This is a genomic window from Kushneria aurantia DSM 21353, assembly GCF_000382245.1.
In the GTDB taxonomy this organism is placed as follows: domain Bacteria; phylum Pseudomonadota; class Gammaproteobacteria; order Pseudomonadales; family Halomonadaceae; genus Kushneria; species Kushneria aurantia.
The window spans coordinates 37,789-54,615 of the sequence record NZ_KB907875.1 but is presented as its reverse complement, the minus strand read 5'-3'; the positions used below and the strand labels follow the sequence as shown (position 1 = coordinate 54,615).

Here is a 16,827-nt window from a genome sequence, read left to right as displayed (position 1 = left end):
GCTGGCCGGATGCCCGTGGGGTGAAAGCCCCCGGGAGCACTTTCTACAGTCGGTTGCGCGAAAGATTTTGCATCAATAGTATGAAGATTGATGTCAAAGAGGGCGAGATGATGGCAACGATACGCAAGACCATTACGCTTACAGAGCAGCAGGATGCCTGGATTACGGCGCAGATCGAAACGGGGCGCTATACCAACGATAGCGAAGCGATCCGCGATCTTATTCGACACGAGCAGGAGCACGACGCCAGACGCGAAGCTCTCCGCCTTGCCCTTTACGAGGGTGAACAGAGCGGCGAGCCGGAGTCGTTCGATTTTGCGGCTTTTAAACAGCGCCAGATCGAACAGCATGGCTGAATACCGGCTCACTCCGGAAGCGCAGCGTGATCTGGATGAGATTTTCACTACAGCCTCAGCGAATGGGGGTTGGCGCAGGCCTTACACTACATCGATCGGATAGAAGCGGCCTGTAGCCGGCTGGCTCGAACACCTCTCGAAGCGCGCGACTGCGCCACGATTTGCCCTGGTTACCGGCAGTGGAGGATTGAGCAGCACAGTCTCTATTTTCGCCCAACAGCATACGGCATCGCGATTATTCGTATTCTGCACCAGCGTATGGAGCCCGCCCGCCACATGCTTTAGATGTTCAGTCCCGCACTGTGGTACCCTGGCGCCACTTTTGGGCCATGGACAGGGTTGCATGACGCTTACATCTTCGATTGCGGCACGTCTTGCCGCTGAGCTCTCCACTCAGGCCGGCAGCACCGTGAGTACCGACCAGGTTGCGGCGACGGTGGCGATGCTCGACGACGGCGCCACCGTTCCCTTTATCTCGCGCTACCGCAAGGAGGCCACCGGTGGGCTCGATGACGGTCAGCTGCGCCAGCTGGAGAGCCGCCTGCACTACCTGCGCGAGCTCGATGAACGCCGTGCCACGGTGATGGCCTCGATCGACGAGCAGGGTGGGCTGGATGCGACCCTGAAGGCGAAGATCGAGGCTGCCGAGACCAAACAGGCGCTCGAGGATCTCTACCTGCCGTGGCGCAAGAAGCGTCGCACCAAGGCGCAGATCGCCCGTGAGGCGGGGCTGGAGCCGCTGGCTGATGCGCTGCTGAGCGATCCCGCTCTCGACCCGGAGACGACCGCGGCGGGCTATGTGGATAGCGAAAAAAGTGTCGCCGATACGAAGGCGGCGCTGGACGGCGCCAAACAGATTCTGATGGAGCGCTTCGCCGAGACGCCGGAGCTGGTGACGGCGCTGCGCGAGCGGCTGTGGCAGGAGGCCGAGCTGGTCTCTACCGTGCTGGCCGGCCACGAAAGTGACGGGGCGCGCTTCGCTGACTACTTCGACCACCGCGAGAAGCTGGCGAAAACCCCCTCGCACCGGGCGCTGGCGATGTTTCGCGGCCGCCAGGAAGGTGTGCTGGGGCTGGCGCTGAAGCTGCCCGACGAAGAGGACGCGGCGATTCATCCCTGCGAAGTGATGATCGCCCGGCATATGGGGATCAGTGACCGTGGCCGAGCGGCGGATCGCTGGCTGCGTGAGGTGGTGCGCTGGAGCTGGCGGGTCAAGCTCTACACCCACCTGGAGAGCGATCTGTTCGGCCAACTGCGCGAGCAGGCCGAGGAGACCGCTATCGGCGTCTTTGCCGCCAATTTGCGCGACCTGCTGCTGGCGGCGCCGGCGGGCGCGCGCGCCACTCTGGGGCTCGACCCGGGGCTGCGCACCGGCGTCAAGGTGGCGGTGGTCGATGCCACCGGTCGGGTGGTCGATCACACCACCATCTACCCGCATGCGCCGGCCAAACGCTGGCGCGAGGCGCTCGATACCCTTGCCGAACTGTGCCGACGCCACGGCGTGGGGCTGGTGGCGATCGGCAACGGCACCGCCAGCCGCGAAACCGACCGGCTGGCCGCCGAGCTGCTCGAGCGTATTGGCGATCCCGCCCTGGTGCGGGTGACGGTCAGCGAGGCGGGGGCGTCGGTGTACTCCGCCTCGGAGGCCGCCGCCCGTGAGCTGCCGGCGCTGGATGTCACCATTCGCGGTGCGGTCTCCATTGCCCGCCGCCTGCAGGACCCGCTTGCCGAGCTGGTCAAGATCGAACCCAAATCGATCGGCGTGGGGCAGTATCAGCACGATGTCTCGCAGCTCAGGCTGGCGCGCTCGCTGGATGCGGTGGTCGAAGACTGCGTCAACGCCGTGGGGGTCGACCTCAATACCGCCTCCAGTGCGCTGCTGACCCGTATTTCGGGGCTCAGCGCGGGGCTCGCCGATAACATCGTCGCCTGGCGCGACAGCCACGGCGCCTTTGCCAATCGCCGCCAGATGCTCGAGGTGGCGCGGCTGGGGCCCAAAACCTTCGAGCAGTGCGCCGGTTTCCTGCGCATTACCGGCGGCGACAATCCGCTGGACGCTTCGGCGGTACACCCCGAGGCCTATCCGCTGGTCGAGCGCATTGCCGAAAGACACCATCGTGCGCTCGGCGATCTGATCGGCGATGGTGCCTTTCTGCACGGCCTGAATGCCGGCGACTTCGTCGATGAGCGCTTTGGCCTGCCAACGGTCAGCGATATTTTCAAGGAGCTGCAAAAACCCGGCCGCGATCCACGCCCCGAGTTCCGCGCCGCCCGCTTCGAGGAGGGGGTCGAAAAGGTCAGCGACCTGGCTCCCGGCATGATTCTCGAGGGCGTGATCACCAATGTGACCCACTTCGGCGCCTTCGTCGATGTGGGCGTTCACCAGGACGGCCTGGTGCATATTTCGGCGCTGTCGCATCAGTTTGTCGATGATCCGCGCTCGGTGGTCCGGGCAGGCGATATCGTGCGGGTCAAGGTGATGAGCGTGGATCAGGCGCGTAATCGCATTGGCCTGTCGATGCGACTGGACGACACGCCGCCGACGCCGGGTGAAGAGGGCGGGACGGCCAGCGACGCTCGCCGCTCGCGACGAGAGGGGGAAAACCGCAAGCAGAAAGGCCAAAAGGACGATGGTCACAAAAAGGGCGGTGGCAAGCGTCGCGAGCCGGAATCAGAGGTCGGCTCGCTGGGTGCCGCGCTTTTGAAGGCGGGGGCCGGTTCGAAGCAGCGCCATTGAGTTGCTGGCGAACTTCTTCGCACCGTTTCATAATGCACCAGCAGGTTCTGATGGTCGGGCGCGGCCATCTGCGACGCAAACCGTGACGGAGCCGGTCGCCAGGTTGACCGGGCAAGATGCCCCGGATTCCCCCGTCGGCTGTCGCTCCCGAAAGAATAGGTGTTTACCTTGTCCGAGCAATTCACACGCCGTATCAATGGATTGAAGGCGCCGGCCGGCGAAGGGCTGTTTGCCCGCATTCGCCGTGGTATTGAAAAGGAAGGTCTTCGTGTGGACGCTTTCGGGCGTATCGCGGCGACGGCGCATCCCCATGCGCTGGGCTCCAAGCTGACGCATCCCTACATTACCACCGACTACTCCGAATCGCTGCTGGAGTACATCACGCCGGTGTTCTCGCGCCCCGCGGATGCGCTCGAGTTCCTTGCCGACCTGCACCGCTACAGCTATCAGAAGCTCGGCGATGAGCTGATCTGGCCGGCCAGCATGCCCGCCCGGCTCGATGGCAACGACAGCGTACCGATCGCCGACTACGGCAGCTCCAATGTCGGCACCATGAAGCGTGTCTATCGTCACGGGCTCGACGTGCGCTATGGGCGCATCATGCAGTCGATTGCCGGCATTCACTACAATTTTTCTCTGCCCGACGAGATGTGGCGCTATCTGCAGGAGATCGATGGCCAGCAGGCGGTGTCGCCGCAGGCTTTTCGCTCGCGTAGCTGGTTCGAGCTGATCCGCAATTTTCGTCGCCACAGCTGGGTGCTGATGTATCTGTTTGGTGCCTCGCCCGGCCTTGACCGCAGCTTTCTCGAGGGTCGCGATGCCGGCCTCGACGCCCACGGCGAGCGCACGCTGCTGTCGCCCTGTGCCGCCACGCTGCGCATGAGCGATCTGGGCTATCAGAACCGCGTGCAGTCGCAGCTGCGGATCTGTTTCAACTCGCTGGAGAACTATATCGGCACCCTGCGCCATGCCATCGTGACGCCCTGGCCGGGCTATGAGCGCATCGGTGTCGAGGTTGACGGCCGCTGGCGGCAGCTCAACGCCAACATGCTGCAGATCGAAAACGAATACTACAGCGACATTCGCCCCAAGCGTGTGGCCTGCCACGACGAGACCCCCACCCAGGCGATGGAGGCGCGTGGCGTCGAGTACATTGAAGTCCGCTGTCTCGATCTCGACCCGCGCAAGCCGTTGGGCATCGACGAAACGCAGATCCATTTCCTCGATACCTTTCTGGTCTGGTGCCTGCTGTCGTCCAGTCCCTGGATTCCCGACGACGAGTGTGATCGTCTCGATGACAATCGAGCGCGGGTAGTGCGCCAGGGGCGCGACCCGGCGCTGCGACTGGAGAGCGAAGAGGGTACGACGCTGCTATCCGACAGGCTGCGTGAGCTCTTCGACAGTCTCGAGCCGGTGGCCGAGCTGATGGACAGCGGGCTCGAAACGTCTTCGCACTGCGACGCGCTGGAAGCACTGCGGCCGCTGATCGATGATCCCGAACTGACGCCGGCAGGTCAGATGTATCGTGAGATGAAGGCGTCCGGCAGCGATTTCGTGGACTGGTCGCTGGCCCGCGCCAATGAGCACGCGCGCTGGTTCCGTGAAACGGAGATGGACCCGGCGCGCAGGGCGTTGCTCGATGAGATGGTGGAAACCTCGCATCAGCAGCAACGTGACACCGAAGCGGCAGACGATGTCGATTTTGCCACCTTCCTGTCACGCTATTTTGAACACGCGCGCCGCATGAAGGTCAGTGAAACGGCTTGAGAGCGTCACCAGGCGTCAAGGAAAGCAGGCATGTCGTCATTTTCAAATCTATCCGCACGGGGCTGGTGCATCATCGGATCGGCCTTTTGCGTTTTTATGCTGGCGTTTGCGCTTTTTCTGCAATACGCCTTCGATCTGGCCCCCTGTCCGCTCTGTATCTTTCAGCGCGTGGCGGTGCTGGCCGCGCTGGTGCCGCTGATAGTGGGCGCACTGCACAATCCGAAGGGTGTCGGCGGTGTTGTCTATGGCGTGCTGGCGCTGGCGGGGTCGGTAGTGGGTGCTTTTATTGCCGGCCGCCATCTGTGGTTGCAGGGGCTGCCGGCGGATCAGGTGCCCAGCTGCGGCCCGGGGCTTGACTACATGCTCGAGGCGCTGCCGCTTCAGCAGGTGTTGGCGACGGTACTGTCGGGTTCCGGGGAGTGCGCCGAGATCGATGCCAGCTGGTTGGGCATTTCGCTGCCGGGTTGGACGCTGGTGGGCTTCGTGGTGTTGTCGTTGATGACGCTCGCGTTGATCGTAACCTCCTGGCGGCGCGGCGCTCGACGCCGTTAAAGCCGTAGTCAGCGTGTACCGCCGGCCAGTATCAAAAAGGCCCGCCCCTTGCAGGGGCGGGCCTTCTGGTTTTTCAGTGCGGTCGTGCGGGACTAGTCGGCACCATCCTGCTGCGCTTCCTTGCGCTTCTCCTCGTCGAGGTTCTCACCGTGCGAGGACTTTTCCGGCGCCATCTGCGGGTCCTGATCAAGACTGCGAAGCTCGACTTCGCCCATCAGCAGGTCACGTTCGAAGGCCTCCTTGTCGATGTTGAAGCCGAGATACTGCTGGGCCAGATACATGTCCTTTTCGGCGTTGCCCAGACAGCTGGTGCCGCCGGGCGAGGGCGTCATGTTGAAGACGATTCCGGTGCCCGGGTCGATCTTGGCTTCGCCCATCATCAGTTTTCTGGCCGTCTTGTCGATCAACTGCGGGCGGACGCCGCCAAACCCCTTGGCGAACGCCACCTGCTCGGCGCGCAGGCTCGGTACGATGGTCCTGATGCTCTGATAAAAGAGCTTTTCGCGCAGCACCGGCACTTCGTAGAGGAAGTTCTTGAACACGTAGTTGCGAATGTCGCGCACCTTGAGCAGATCCCAGAAGACCTTCGCGACGCTCGAGTCGAAGCGAAAGACGCGCAGAAACTCGGTGAAGGTCTTGCTGTTGTAACGCTCCAGCAGCGGCAGCATCAGCGCCGTGGGGCCGAAGCGGGTCTTGTTTTCGACCAGCACGTCGGGGTCGCCGTGGACCGCAGCAAAGGGAAGATTCTCGTTCTGGATGGTGTAGACCTTGCCGTTGAGCACCTTCGGCGTGAAGTAGAAGGAGCCGGCCATCGGCAGGCAGGACTTGTCGAGCCCGTAACCCATCTGGTGAGCGAACAGCAGCGAGTGGCCGCCGGCCGCAACGACCACGTAGCGTGCCTTGAGCGTGCCCTTGTTGGGGGTGGTGATGTGAAACAGATCGTCCTTCTTCTCGATCCCGTGAACCGGCGTCGAGAGGTGCATGTCGCAGGCCATGCCTTTCTTTGCGGCGTCTTCCTCGGCGCACTTGACGAAGGCTTCCGACAGGGTGGTGTAGTCGACCGCGGTGTACTCATCGGAGGAGCCCAGCGCCAGAATCGGCTCGTTGGGGTCGCGCCCCTCGACCACCTTCGGCTCCTGCTCGGCGATATCGTCGCGCTCCATCAGGCGCATCTTCGGGAAGAGCTCCCGGAAGGATTCATAGCGCTGGCGCAGGAAATCGCACTGCTTCTGACCGACGCCGAGCACCATCTTGGGGTAGCGGTAGATGATGCGGTCGCGCTCCTCGGCCGGCAGCTTGGTGCCGAAGTTGATCACCATGCCGGCGGTGCGCTTGGTGGTGCGCGCCTTGTCGAGGCTGTAGTTGGTCTCGATGTCGCCGCAGTGGATGGTCTGACTGTTATTGCGGCCATGGGAGTTGACGATGGCCACCCTGTCATACTTCTCGACCAGACCGATGGCGTTCAGATCGGTGTAGCGGGCCAGTTCATGGAGCAGGGCAGTACCGGATACACCGCCCCCTACGATAAGAACATCATAAGTCGTTTCAGACATGGCTTCTCACGCTCGATTTGATGCGAGATGGAGGCCCCGGTCCGCCGCTCGCTGACGGGGACACTTCAGGGTCGATGAAATGATTATAGGGAATCTGACTACGCCTCGCGATCCCGCAGGCTGATGATTCGCCAGCCGCGCTCGCGAGCAGTGGCCGCCAGCGCCTCGTCGGGGTCGACGGCGACCGGGTTGTCGACGCGCTCCAGCAGCGGCAGATCGTTTTGCGAATCGCTGTAGAACCAGGCCTCATCAAGGTTTTCACCCTGCTCGTCCAGCCACTGTTCGAGACGAGTGATCTTGCCTTCCCGGAAACTGGGTACGCCGCTGACGCGGCCGGTGTAGCGGCCATCCTCAAGCTCCGGCTCGACGGCGATCAGCTCGTCGATGTTCAGGCGCCGGGCGATCGGTTCGGTAACGAAGCGGTTGGTGGCGGTAATGATCAAAAGTCGGTGGCCGCGCTGGCGATGGCGCGCCAGCAGTGCCTCGGCGCGCGGCTGCACCATGGGTTCGATGCGGTTGGCCATGAACTGGCGGTGCCAGCAGTTGAGCTGTTCCATGCTGTGCGCGGCCAGCGGCTGCAGGGCGAAGGCCAGGTAGGCGTTGATATCCAGCCGGCCGGTCTCGTAGTCGCGATGAAAACGCTCGTTCTCGCGCTGAAAGTATTCGCGATCGACGACGCCGAGCTCCACCAGAAAATCGTTCCAGGCGTGATCGCTGTCGCCTGCCAGCAGTGTGTTGTCGAGATCGAAGATGGCCAGTGTCAAGCTGTTCTCCCTGCTGGTCGAGGAGGTCAATCGTTATTTCCCGATTATGTCAAAAACGACCTGCCTCGGCTACGCACCACAGTATTGCGTGACGGGTCAAGGCGCGTATTGATGCGGTTTTGCGCTTTGTGGAAGAATGCTGGTAATCAATCTTTTAAAGGTGAAAGTCGTGATCGACCCCGACGGTTTCCGACCCAACGTTGGCATCATCATAGCCAACTGCGGCGGTCAGGTGCTGTGGGCACGACGGGTAGGACAGAATGCATGGCAGTTTCCCCAGGGCGGTATCAAGGAGAACGAGTCGCCTCATGACGCCCTGTATCGAGAGCTGAAAGAGGAGATCGGCCTGCACCCCGGAGACGTTGATATACTGGCCTGCACCCGCGGCTGGCTGCGCTATCGACTGCCACGAGGACTGATCCGTACCCACTCGCGCCCTCTCTGCATCGGCCAGAAGCAGAAGTGGTTCCTGCTGCGCATGCGCTGTCAGGAGTCGAGTATTCGGGTGGATACCACGCCCACGCCGGAGTTCGATGGCTGGCGCTGGGTGAGTTACTGGTATCCGCTGGGGCAGGTGGTGTCGTTCAAGCGCGATGTCTATCGGCGCGCGCTGCGTGAACTGGCGCCCCGCATGCCCGACGAACAGCTGGAAAGACGCGGCTGAACCGGCGCGTGCCTTCAAAAGCCGTGTGCCCTGTGCCGCAACAGGGCCGGACCGGCAGCATGGAGAGCGCTGCCGGTCATTGCCATCGATTCGATGACCAGGGATGAAAACGCACCGCCATGCTCGAGATTCTTCGCCGCATCGTTCAGGAGGTCAACGGGGCTCGCACGCTGGATGCGGCCCTGTCGATCATCGTGCGCCGTATCCGCAAGGCGATGCAGACTGATGTCTGTTCGGTCTATCTTCGCGACGGGCAGCGTGACCATTTCATTCTGATGGATACCATCGGGCTCAATACCGCCGCCATCGGTCAGGTGACCATGCGCCCGGGTGAGGGCTTGGTGGGGCTGGTGGGCCAGCGTGAGGAGCCCCTGAATATCGAGGAGGCGCCCAGCCACAGCCACTTTCGCTACTTTGCCGAGACCGGTGAGGAGCGCTATTCGAGTTTCCTGGGCGTGCCGATCATTCACCAGCGCCGCGTACTCGGCGTGCTGGTGGTGCAGCAGCGCGACAAGCGCCTGTTCGACGAGGGTGAAGAGGCCTTTCTGATCACCATGGCGGCGCAGCTGGCCGGCGTGCTGGTGCATGCCCTGTCGACCGGTGAGCTGGCGCGTCTCAACGACGCCGAAAGCCAGGTGATGCTCAGCGGCATCGCCGCCGCCCCCGGCATGACCATTGGCGAGGCCTTCGTGGTGGTACCGCCGGCCAATCTCGATGCGGTGCCCGAGCGTGTCCCCGAGGATGTCGAGGCGGAGGTGCTGCGCCTGCGCGAGGCGATCGACTGTGTGCGCAGCGATATTCGCCGCGCTGCCGAGCGGCTCGCCAGCCGCATCTCGGCTCAGGAACAGGCGCTGTTCGATGTCTATCAGCAGATGCTGGGGGATGCGGCGCTGGGCCAGGAGGTCGAAAAGCGCATTCGCGAGGGGCACTGGGCGCCCTGGGCGCTGGCCCGGGTCGTGCAGCGCCATGTTCAGTATCTGGAGAAGGTCGACGACAACTACCTGCGCGAGCGCGCCGCCGATGTCCGCGATCTGGGCCGACGGGTGCTGTCGCATCTTCAGACCGAGAGCGAGGAGCGCAGCCCGGTCTATCCTGACCACACCGTGCTGGTAGGCGATGAGATCAGCGCCGCCCAGCTCGGCGAAATTCCTCGCGAAAAGCTGGCCGGGCTGGTTGCGCTGCGCGGTTCCAGTACTTCCCATGTGGCGATACTGGCGCGGGCGATGAACATCCCGGCGGTGATGGGCATGAGCGATCTGCCGCTGTCGCGCATTGCGGGCACGCCGATGATCGTGGATGGCTATCGGGGGCGTCTGATTCTGCGCCCCGAGCCGGAGCTACAGGGCCGCTACGAGAGCATGATCGAGGAGGAGCGCTCGCTGATCTCGATGCTGGAGAGCGAGCAGTCGCTGCCCAGCGAGACCAGCGACGGCCAGCGCATCCGGTTGATGATCAATACCGGCCTGGCCGTAGAGATGAGCGGTTCACCGGTGGCGCGCATCGACGGTGTCGGGCTCTATCGCACCGAGGTGCCCTTCATGATGCACCAGCGCTTTCCCGGCGAGCAGGAGCAGGCGCGTCTCTATCGTGAGCAGCTCGCCGGTTTTGCGCCGCTGCCGGTGGTGATGCGCACACTCGATATCGGTGGCGACAAGTCGCTGCCCTATTTTCCCATCGAAGAGGACAATGCCTTTCTCGGCTGGCGCGGGCTGAGGGTGACGCTCGATCACCCCGAGGTGTTGATGGTGCAGCTGCGTGCCATGCTGCGCGCCGCCGAGGGCCTCGACAATCTGCGCATTCTGCTGCCGATGGTCACTACCTTCGAGGAGGTCGAAACGGTCAGTCGACTGCTCGACCGCGCTCTCGAGGAGCTGCGCGAGGAGGGCCTGAAGGTACAGCGACCGCTGCTGGGGATCATGATCGAGGTGCCGGCAGTGATTTATCAACTGGAAGCTTTTGCCGGCTGTGTCGATTTCTTTTCGGTGGGCAGCAACGACCTGACCCAATATTTGCTCGCCGTCGACCGCGGCAATGCCCGGGTATCGGCGCTCTACGACGCCTTTCAGCCGGCCGTTCTCCGGGCGCTGGCACAGATCGCCCGCGACAGTCGGCGCCTCGGCGTGCCGGTATCGGTATGTGGCGAGCTGGCGGGAGACCCGGTCGGTGCGCTGCTGCTGGTCGGCATGGGCTACCGGGTACTGTCGATGAACGCGCCCAACCTCTCCCGCGTACGCGCTGCCATCCGCCGGGCATCACTGTCCGGCGTTCGCGAGCTGGTCGACGAGGCGTTGTCACAGGAGTCGCTGGTGCAGACGCGGGCGCTGATCTTCGAACGCATGGAGGCATGGGAGCTGGCGCACCTGTTGCCGCACCGCGACTGAAATCTGCTCTTGCGGCCCTTTGGGCCAAAGGATTTTGAATGTCCGCAGACAGGGTGCCTTCGTGCTAGACTCGCCGCCTTTCAGAGCACCGGGTTGAATGCCCGGCAGGTAACCGCTGCAAGGAAGCGTTCATGCTGCATCATCCTCAATTCGATCCTGTCGCGATTTCGCTGGGTCCGCTGGCGATTCACTGGTATGGGCTGATGTACGTCATCGGCTTCGCCGGCGCCTGGTGGCTGGCGCGCCGACGCGCCCACAGGTTGGGGATCACGAAGGACCAGGTCGGCGACATGATATTCTACGGCGCTATTGGCGTCGTGCTGGGCGGCCGGCTGGGCTATGCGCTGTTCTATGGCTGGGATCAGATCGCCGCCGATCCGCTCTGGATCGTGCGCATCTGGGAAGGCGGCATGAGCTTTCATGGCGGGCTGATCGGGGTGCTGATCGCCGCGCTGCTGTTTGCTCGTCGTCATCGGCTGGCCTTTTTTCAGCTCACCGATTTCGTTGCGCCACTGGTGCCGATCGGGCTGGGCGCCGGGCGGTTGGGTAACTTCATCAACCAGGAGCTGCCGGGACGGGTTACCGATGTCGCCTGGGGCATGATCTATCCGCTCTATGGCCCTGAACCGCGCCACCCCTCGGAGCTTTATGAGTTCGCCCTCGAGGGCGTAGTGCTGTTTGCCATTCTATGGACGGTGTCCCGTCAGCCGCGTCGGCGGGGGTTGATCTCGGGGCTCTTTCTGCTGCTCTATGGTATCTTTCGCTTTTTCGTCGAGTTCTATCGCCGTCCCGATCCGCAGCTCGGCTTCATCGCCTTCGACTGGCTGACCATGGGGCAGTTGCTCTGCCTGCCGATGATGATTGGCGGCGTGGTGCTGATCCTCTGGTCGCGCCGACAGGATGTCGACCGCCCGGCCGCCGACTCGACCGCAGGAGCCTGATCGCCATGCAGCCCTATCTGGACCTCATGCGCCAGGTGCTCGAACAGGGCGTGGATCGCAACGACCGCACCGGCGTGGGTACCCGCGCGGTCTTCGGCCATCAGATGCGCTTTGATCTGGCCGACGGCTTTCCGCTGCTGACCACCAAGAAACTGCATCTGCGCTCCATCATCCATGAGCTCTTGTGGTTTCTGAGCGGCGACACCAACGTGCAGTACCTGCGCGACAACGGCGTCTCCATCTGGGACGCCTGGGCGGATGAAAACGGCGAGCTGGGGCCGGTCTACGGCTATCAGTGGCGCAGTTGGCCGGCACCCCAGGGAGGGCATGTCGATCAGATCAGCCGCGTGCTGGAGCAGATCAGAACCCATCCCGAGTCACGTCGGCTTATTGTATCGGCGTGGAACCCGGCGCAGATCGAGGAGATGAAGCTGCCGCCCTGTCATGCGCTGTTTCAGTTTTTCGTCGCCGAAGGGCGGCTCTCCTGCCAGCTCTATCAGCGCAGCGGTGATATCTTTCTGGGCGTGCCCTTCAATATCGCCAGCTACGCGCTTTTGACCCATATGGTGGCGCAGGTGTGCAATCTCGCCGCGGGAGAGTTCATCCACACCCTGGGCGACGCCCATCTCTACTACAACCACTTCGACCAGGCGCGCCTGCAGCTTGAGCGAGCGCCGCTGCCACGGCCGCGGCTGGTACTCAATCCGAAGGTCGACGATCTGTTCGCCTTCCGTTTCGAGGATATCGCTATCGAGGGCTATGCTCCCCATCCCCATATTCGCGCCCAGGTGGCCGTATGACGCAGCACAGCGGCAGTCACGGCGAGACGCTGGTTCCTGTCGCCATGATCGCGGCGATGGCGCGCAACCGTGTCATTGGCGCCGACGGCGCCATGCCCTGGCATTTGCCCGAAGACCTGAAGTTCTTCAAGGCGGCCACGCTGCACAAGCCGGTCATCATGGGGCGCGCTACTTTCGCCTCGATCGGTCGGGCGCTGCCGCAGCGGCTCAATATCGTGGTCAGTCGCGATCGCGGCTTCATCGCCGAGGGCGTGGAGATTTGCCACGACCTCGACAGTGCGCTTGCACTGGCGGACGATCGGGCGCTGCTCGATGGCGTCGATGAGATTATCATCATGGGCGGCGGCGAGATTTATCGTCAGGCGCTGGAGCGAGCCAGCCGGATTTACCTTACCGAGATCGCGCTCGAGGCCGAGGGCGATACCTTTTTTCCGGCTCTCGGCAGCGACTGGCGAGAAGTCGAGCGTGTCGCAGGCTCGCCGGCCGAAGGACAGCCGGCCTATGATTTCGTACGCTACGAGCGCGGTGCCGAGGTGGACCCACAGGATGGGTAGCTGACATTGTGAGCTGTCGATAGATTGGCGCGTGTTTAAAATCCCCGGGCGGCCGTCCGGGATCGGGGGATAAAGCTGTGAGCGATCAGGTAAGCGACATGCTGGCGGCGCTGGAGTGTGAGGCGCAGGGAGTCAACGAGCGCCTGGCGCAGGCACGCGCCCGCATCGCGGAGCTGGAAGCGCGTGCCAGTGAGCTGGAGACGCGCAATCGTGAGCTTGAGGCGCAGCTGGCCAGTGCCGGCCGCAGCGAAAGCGAGAACGGAGCCAGTGTACCGGAGGAGGGCGAGGAGCTTCGCCACAAGACTGTTCAGGCTGCCGCCGAGGGCAGCGGCATGGCGCTCGATGCTGAAGCTACGCCACCCGAAGGTGCTGGTAGTTCTATAGCTCAGGGCGAGGCGCCTTCCCCCCAGGCGCTTTTGAAGCAGTGGTACCGCCGCTATCCGGAAACCTTCTTCGAGCGTCATACCCGGCCCCTGGCGGTCGGCATCCACGAGACGCTGGCAGCGCGCGAACCCTTTGATGAAAAGCTGATTCGGCGTGCGCTGGCGGGCTATGTCAACTTGCCGCGTTACCTCAAGGCGGTGCGCAGTGGCGTAGCGCGAGTCGATCTGGATGGCAGTGACGCCGGCGTTGTGGGCGATGACGACGCTCGCCATGCGCGCGAACAGCTCAATACTCTAAAGGCGCGTCAGGAAGCGCGTGAGACGGCACAGCGGCAGCGCCGCATGGCGCACAAGATGTCGCAGCTGGCGAACAGACATGAGTAAAAAGCGTTACCGTTTCTGTTAACAGACAAATGAAATGGCCCGCCTTTTGCTCAGCTCAAAAATGAAATGAATGTCGCCGCAGATGTCGCCAACTCACTGACAATACGACCTTTGGCTGACGCTTCCTGTGCGCCAATCCTCCTTCATCACCTGTTGGTCTTCCCGCTGTCATTGGCCTTTCATTTTTTTATTGCAGGATGCCTTCTCGACCTCGTTCGGCGAGTAGCACGCAAAGAATGAAAACACTGTTTTTTTCTTGTTGCGTTCGCCAAAAAGCCGGTATATGGTAGCCCGGCGAGCAACACATAATAACCAAAGCCGCTCGAACGCCGCCGGCGTCGAGCCGCTGTCCAACCGGACAGATGATCGAACAGTTAGCCAGTCAAAGGAAAATCACGATGAAAAAGACGATTCTTGCAACTGCAATCGCCGGCGCGCTCGGCACCGTGGCAATGGGTGCTCAGGCGGCCACCGTTTACAACCAGGACGGCACCAAGCTTGACGTTTACGGTAACGTCCAGATTGGCGTTGGTAGCTTCAAGACCGACATCCAGGATGATGGCAGTGTCGACAGCGAAAGCGATATTTTTGATAACGGTTCGACCGTTGGTTTTCGCGGTGAGCACGTTATCAGCCCCAGCCTGACCGGCTATTTCCGCGCCGAGTTCGAATATGACGCTGATGAAGCCAAGAACAGCAATGGTCTGGGTAACGGTGACCAGGCTTTCCTCGGTCTGACCGGCGACTTCGGTGATGCCCGTGTCGGTTCCTGGGACCCGCTGCTCGACGACTGGATCGAGGATCCCGTCTCCAACAACGAATATTTCGACCTGAACGACGCCGGTGGCCAGGCCAGCGACTCCAACTTCAAGGAAGGCAACAAGGTTGCCTATACCTCGCCGATCCTGAACGGCCTGCAGTTCTCGGTGGGTACTCAGTACTATGGCGACGGTGAAGACCAAATCACCGTAATTGATTCTCTGGGAGGCGCCGGTAGTGTCACTACCCCGAGCGACAGCAACGCTTCGTTCTTCGGTGGTCTGCGCTATATGGTCGGCGGCTGGACCTTCGCTGCGGTCTACGACAACCTGAAGAACTACAAGTATGTCGATAGCACCGGCGACGAAAGTGACTTCGGCAAGCAGTACGGTGTCAACGCCAACTGGGAAGCCACCGACAACGTGCGTGTCTCCGCCAAGTGGGAGCGTTTCGACGGTGATTTCGCCAGCAACGATAACGTCGACTACTACGGCATCGGTACCCGCATCGGCTACGGCTACGGCGATGTTTACGGCGCCTACCAGTACGTCGACGCCGAAGAAAATGCGGTCATCCTGACCAGCGATACCCTGGTCACCACCAATGGTGACGAGAGCTACAACCAGTTCGTGCTGGGCGGCACTTACAACCTCAGCAGCCAGATGTACGTTTGGCTGGAAGGTGGCGTCTACGATCTGACAGAAGACTACAACGACGGTGTTGCTACCGGCGTGACCTACAGCTTCTAAGCTGTATGCTCGACACCCGAATCCTCGCGATTCGAACAGACCGGCTCCCGAGGGGGCCGGTTTTTCTACGTTGGTCCCTTTCTTCAGTCGCTATAGTGTAGCGTGCGCAACCGTTGTCGGCCGCTTCACGCCCTGCGTCAGGCGGGGTGAATGCGCCATGAGCCGAACAGGACGTTATGCGCTAGACTATCGGTTGCTTATCAAGCTATCGATCTATCCGGTCCCCGCCGTCCGGTAGGTACGTTTCCTGGCAGGATGCCATGACACCAGCAACAAGGAGCCGTCGTGTTACTGCGTGAACTCTCCTTTGGCGGTATTCTCGTCAGCCCGATGCTGGTCTTTGTGCTGGCATCGCTGCTGATTGCGGCCGTCCTGCGTACGGCCCTGCATCGGACGGGGCTGACGCGCTGGATATGGCAGGAGGCCTGGTTCGACGTGAGTCTATTTGTCATCGTGCTGGCGCTGGTCGTCCGCTTTTCAACCCTCGTGTCGTAGAAGTGAAATTCTGAATGCGTACCTTCATTCGCGTCCTGATGACTCTGGTGCTGGCGGCCGTCGCCATCGCACTGGGGGTATGGCTCTGGAACTACTATATGACCACCCCCTGGACGCGAGATGCGCGGGTCAGAGCGGACGTCGTCACCGTTGCCCCCGATATCTCCGGCTGGGTCAGCGGATTGAGCGTACACGACAACCAGTTCGTCAATGCCGGTGACGTGCTTTTCACTATCAACCGGGAGCGCTACCAGGCCTCGTTCGATCAGGCGCAGGCGCGGCTCGATAACCAGCAGTACAACTACGAGCTTAATCTCAACGATTACCAGCGCCGTCAGCATCTCGGTGCCAATGCCATCAGCGATGAAGCGCTGGAGACGGCAAGGCTCAATGCGCAGATTGCGAAGGCTCAGCGTGATCTTGCCCGGGCGCAGCTCGAAAGTGCGCGCATCGATTTGCAGCGCAGTGAAGTGAAGGCACCGGTGGATGGCGCGATCGTCAATCTACAGCTGCGCGAGGGCAATTATGTCAGCCAGGGGCAGGCCCAGCTGTCGATCGTGCGTCAGGGCTCGTTCTACATTACGGCCTACTTCGAGGAGACCAAAATCCCTGCCATCGATATCGGTGACGAGGCGAGCGTCTGGTTGATGGGCAATAACGAAGAGATGCACGGTCACGTAGCCGGTATCGGCCGTGGTATTGCCAACAATAACACCACTCCCAATGGTGAGATGCTGCCCCAGGTGCAGCAGACCTTTACCTGGGTACGCCTGTCGCAGCGCATCCCGGTGGATATCGTCCTCGATCACGTTCCCGATGATGTTTTCCTGAGTGCCGGTATGACGGCCAGCGTGCGTATCGAGGACGCTGATGGCCAGGACGGCAATGCCGAGAATCAGCCCGGTGGCATGGGGACAGGCAGTGAGCAGGCCGGTCAGCCTCGTTTGCATCCGGGCCGGACGCCCGGTGAACGGCAGGACGGCTGAGC

15 protein-coding genes and 1 pseudogene are annotated in these 16,827 nt (G+C 62.1%); 14 read left to right on the top strand and 2 right to left on the bottom strand.

Annotation, left to right across the window (positions count from 1 at the left end; genetic code table 11):
• Window positions 1-80 precede the first annotated feature (80 nt).
• From H146_RS0111060 to H146_RS0111045, 5 genes and pseudogenes are all read left to right on the top strand, one after another.
• The gene (locus tag H146_RS0111060) at window positions 81-356 is read left to right on the top strand and encodes a type II toxin-antitoxin system ParD family antitoxin (RefSeq protein ID WP_019951937.1); all 276 of its coding nucleotides are present in this window, start codon (window positions 81-83) and stop codon (window positions 354-356) included.
• A gap of 57 nt (window positions 357-413) precedes the next feature.
• Window positions 414-641 (top strand): annotated as a pseudogene (locus tag H146_RS22480) (type II toxin-antitoxin system RelE/ParE family toxin); the annotation flags it as partial.
• 58 nt (window positions 642-699) lie between these two features.
• A complete protein-coding gene (locus tag H146_RS0111055) occupies window positions 700-3,093 on the top strand; it encodes a Tex family protein (RefSeq protein ID WP_019951936.1) in 2,394 nt (797 codons plus the stop codon).
• A gap of 168 nt (window positions 3,094-3,261) precedes the next feature.
• Window positions 3,262-4,860, top strand: coding sequence for a glutamate--cysteine ligase (gene gshA / locus H146_RS0111050; protein ID WP_019951935.1), 1,599 nt, complete (start codon window positions 3,262-3,264; stop codon window positions 4,858-4,860).
• Between the two features lie 30 nt (window positions 4,861-4,890).
• The gene (locus H146_RS0111045; RefSeq protein ID WP_019951934.1) at window positions 4,891-5,412 is read left to right on the top strand and encodes a disulfide bond formation protein B; all 522 of its coding nucleotides are present in this window, start codon (window positions 4,891-4,893) and stop codon (window positions 5,410-5,412) included.
• 92 nt (window positions 5,413-5,504) lie between these two features.
• On the opposite strand, the gene H146_RS19160 is transcribed toward H146_RS0111045, so the two are convergent.
• Together H146_RS19160 and H146_RS0111035 are read right to left on the bottom strand one after the other, a co-directional pair.
• Entirely contained in the window at window positions 5,505-6,965 is a 1,461-nt protein-coding gene (locus tag H146_RS19160) for an FAD-dependent oxidoreductase (protein ID WP_019951933.1), read from the bottom strand.
• A 98-nt stretch (window positions 6,966-7,063) separates the two neighbouring features.
• Window positions 7,064-7,729 (bottom strand): histidinol-phosphatase, encoded by a 666-nt coding sequence (locus tag H146_RS0111035; RefSeq protein WP_019951932.1) that lies wholly within the window; start codon window positions 7,727-7,729, stop codon window positions 7,064-7,066.
• Between the two features lie 169 nt (window positions 7,730-7,898).
• On the opposite strand from H146_RS0111035, the gene H146_RS0111030 reads away from it, so the two are divergent.
• The 9 genes from H146_RS0111030 to H146_RS0110990 all read left to right on the top strand — a co-directional run bounded on the left by H146_RS0111030 (window position 7,899) and on the right by H146_RS0110990 (window position 16,825).
• Window positions 7,899-8,393: an RNA pyrophosphohydrolase gene (locus H146_RS0111030; protein WP_083920847.1), complete on the top strand. Its 495-nt coding sequence runs from the start codon at window positions 7,899-7,901 to the stop codon at window positions 8,391-8,393.
• Between the two features lie 119 nt (window positions 8,394-8,512).
• The gene (ptsP, locus tag H146_RS0111025; protein ID WP_019951930.1) at window positions 8,513-10,774 is read left to right on the top strand and encodes a phosphoenolpyruvate--protein phosphotransferase; all 2,262 of its coding nucleotides are present in this window, start codon (window positions 8,513-8,515) and stop codon (window positions 10,772-10,774) included.
• A 131-nt stretch (window positions 10,775-10,905) separates the two neighbouring features.
• Window positions 10,906-11,715 carry a prolipoprotein diacylglyceryl transferase gene (gene lgt / locus H146_RS0111020; protein WP_019951929.1) on the top strand — a complete coding sequence of 270 codons (810 nt, stop codon included), beginning with the start codon at window positions 10,906-10,908 and terminating at the stop codon, window positions 11,713-11,715.
• 5 nt (window positions 11,716-11,720) lie between these two features.
• Window positions 11,721-12,515 (top strand): thymidylate synthase, encoded by a 795-nt coding sequence (locus tag H146_RS0111015; protein WP_019951928.1) that lies wholly within the window; start codon window positions 11,721-11,723, stop codon window positions 12,513-12,515.
• The gene (locus H146_RS0111010; protein WP_019951927.1) at window positions 12,512-13,069 is read left to right on the top strand and encodes a dihydrofolate reductase; all 558 of its coding nucleotides are present in this window, start codon (window positions 12,512-12,514) and stop codon (window positions 13,067-13,069) included. Before H146_RS0111015 ends, H146_RS0111010 begins: the two co-directional genes overlap by 4 nt.
• A 77-nt stretch (window positions 13,070-13,146) precedes the next feature.
• On the top strand, window positions 13,147-13,836 hold the full coding sequence (locus H146_RS20255) for a ProQ/FINO family protein (RefSeq protein ID WP_019951926.1): 690 nt from the start codon (window positions 13,147-13,149) through the stop codon (window positions 13,834-13,836).
• Between the two features lie 398 nt (window positions 13,837-14,234).
• Window positions 14,235-15,344 (top strand): porin, encoded by a 1,110-nt coding sequence (locus H146_RS0111000; protein ID WP_019951925.1) that lies wholly within the window; start codon window positions 14,235-14,237, stop codon window positions 15,342-15,344.
• A gap of 285 nt (window positions 15,345-15,629) precedes the next feature.
• The gene (locus H146_RS0110995) at window positions 15,630-15,839 is read left to right on the top strand and encodes a DUF1656 domain-containing protein (RefSeq protein ID WP_019951924.1); all 210 of its coding nucleotides are present in this window, start codon (window positions 15,630-15,632) and stop codon (window positions 15,837-15,839) included.
• 14 nt (window positions 15,840-15,853) lie between these two features.
• Complete coding sequence (locus H146_RS0110990; RefSeq protein WP_019951923.1) at window positions 15,854-16,825, top strand: efflux RND transporter periplasmic adaptor subunit; 972 nt, start codon at window positions 15,854-15,856, stop codon at window positions 16,823-16,825.
• The last annotated feature ends 2 nt before the right edge of the window (window positions 16,826-16,827 follow it).

What these genes read in the sequence shown, in the direction of transcription:
- H146_RS0111060 (WP_019951937.1), top strand. Translation starts at nt 81, where the DNA reads ATGAAGATTGATGTCAAAGAGGGCGAGATGATGGCAACGATACGCAAG.
- H146_RS0111055 (WP_019951936.1), top strand. Translation starts at nt 700, where the DNA reads ATGACGCTTACATCTTCGATTGCGGCACGTCTTGCCGCTGAGCTCTCC.
- H146_RS0111045 (WP_019951934.1), top strand. Translation starts at nt 4,891, where the DNA reads ATGTCGTCATTTTCAAATCTATCCGCACGGGGCTGGTGCATCATCGGA.
- H146_RS19160 (WP_019951933.1), bottom strand. Translation starts at nt 6,965, where the DNA reads ATGTCTGAAACGACTTATGATGTTCTTATCGTAGGGGGCGGTGTATCC.
- ptsP (WP_019951930.1), top strand. Translation starts at nt 8,513, where the DNA reads ATGCTCGAGATTCTTCGCCGCATCGTTCAGGAGGTCAACGGGGCTCGC.
- lgt (WP_019951929.1), top strand. Translation starts at nt 10,906, where the DNA reads ATGCTGCATCATCCTCAATTCGATCCTGTCGCGATTTCGCTGGGTCCG.
- H146_RS0111015 (WP_019951928.1), top strand. Translation starts at nt 11,721, where the DNA reads ATGCAGCCCTATCTGGACCTCATGCGCCAGGTGCTCGAACAGGGCGTG.
- H146_RS0111010 (WP_019951927.1), top strand. Translation starts at nt 12,512, where the DNA reads ATGACGCAGCACAGCGGCAGTCACGGCGAGACGCTGGTTCCTGTCGCC.
- H146_RS0111000 (WP_019951925.1), top strand. Translation starts at nt 14,235, where the DNA reads ATGAAAAAGACGATTCTTGCAACTGCAATCGCCGGCGCGCTCGGCACC.
- H146_RS0110990 (WP_019951923.1), top strand. Translation starts at nt 15,854, where the DNA reads ATGCGTACCTTCATTCGCGTCCTGATGACTCTGGTGCTGGCGGCCGTC.